General features: G+C 28.1%; 2 protein-coding genes. Both read right to left on the reverse strand.

Features of this window, described 5'->3' with window-relative positions; translation table 11 throughout:
* Positions 1 to 18 precede the first annotated feature (18 nt).
* Positions 19 to 690, reverse strand: a complete 672-nt coding sequence (locus B5E92_RS15190; RefSeq protein WP_087303537.1) for an ABC transporter ATP-binding protein — start codon at positions 688 to 690, stop codon at positions 19 to 21.
* Positions 691 to 734: 44 nt separating this feature from the next.
* Positions 735 to 1166: a hypothetical protein gene (locus tag B5E92_RS15195; protein ID WP_087303539.1), complete on the reverse strand. Its 432-nt coding sequence runs from the start codon at positions 1164 to 1166 to the stop codon at positions 735 to 737.
* Positions 1167 to 1668 lie beyond the last annotated feature (502 nt).

Genomic DNA, 1668 nt, shown 5'->3' on the forward strand with positions numbered 1-1668 from the left:
ATTAAAAATCTTAATTTCTCAAGTTTCATATTCTCTTAGCTTTCCCTGCTCTAAGACATAAATTCGATCACAGTTTTTAGCAAGTTCTAAATCATGTGTTACCATGATTATCGTTATATCATTTTGATGGTGGATCTTTTTTAAATAATCTACTACGATCTTAGAATTTTCACTATCCAAATTTCCTGTCGGTTCATCTGCCAATAATAGTTTTGGTCTTGTTATTAGTGACCGGGCTATTGCTACTCGCTGCTGCTGTCCTCCTGAAAGTTCAGATGGATAGGCATCCTTTTTATTATTTAACTGCAATAATTGTAATAATTCATCTAAATACTGCTGATCTACTTTTCGGTTATCAAGCTTAAGTGGCAAAATAATATTATCAACGACATTTAATACCGGTAATAGATTATAGAACTGATAAATGATACTAACCTGTTTGCGACGATAACTAGCCATTTTTTTATAATCATAACTGCTTATTTCATTATCATCTAAAAATATTCTTCCAGAATCTGCTTTATCAACGCCACCAATAATGTGCAGCAATGTTGATTTACCACAACCAGAAGTCCCAACAATTCCAATAAATTCATTTTGTTCAACTGTCAAATTTAAATTATCAAGGACAGTTAAATCATTAGCATCATGATATGTTTTTTTCAAATTTTCAATTTTTAATCGTGTCATATCCTTTCCCACCTTTTGATTAGATACAATAAAATAACAAATTTTTAAGATTTAAAGACTTCAATTTCATCGGTGTAATACTTTTCAGCAAATGGCTTGAAATGCCAAAAAGCATCTTGATTTTCAGGACGGATAATTAAATCTGCATAATTGTTTTTATAATACTGGTCAGCTAATACTTCTAAGATAACTTGTTCATCAATGGTATCATCGGATAACAAATCATTAATGGTTTGATTTACAGTAGTGTAATATAAACCGTTTTTGGATGCAATCTGTATATGATTCTTTTTACATTCATCTTTTGAAAGAACATATATCTGTGGTTCTGTTGTCCAATTACATAAACCTAAATATTCTGCAGCCGATATCAAACAAAGAACGTATTCTGTACCTGTTAAAACTTTCCGAAAGTATTGAGATTTGTACTGGCTGGCGTTCCATGCAGGAATATCTTCTATAATATGTGGTGTCATATGGCATTACCTCTATTTGATTAAAAACAATAAAATAACATATTTTAAAATTATTAAGATTCAAAAGCTTCACTAACCATTTTAATCAATTTCCTTTTATATTATATAATATTATTAAAATTATTTATATTATTACCTCTACTTATAGTATATCATATTGTTTTTAGATATCAATATACATTCAAAAAAGTATTGATAAAATCGCTATTTTTCAATGCATAAGTCTTTTTTTGCTCTACATTTATATAAAATTACAAACTTTTATAATAATAATTAAGAGGATTAATTAACTAATTAATTCTAATCAAACCTCTTTCATTATGACCAGTTCTTTTGGTGATTTGATCTTGCTATATTCAGTTTCATCAAATTTCTGTTTACACGTATAAATGTCAATATAATTTTGTACAAAAATGATCATTTATGATGTACAATTGTGTTCCTTCTCAATATAATCAAGAGCATTTTTAAGTATTAGGATTCCTCTTCATTTGGCTTCATT

The sequence above is a fragment of the Erysipelatoclostridium sp. An15 genome (genome assembly GCF_002160675.1).
GTDB lineage: Bacteria > Bacillota_I > Bacilli_A > Erysipelotrichales > Coprobacillaceae > Thomasclavelia > Thomasclavelia merdavium.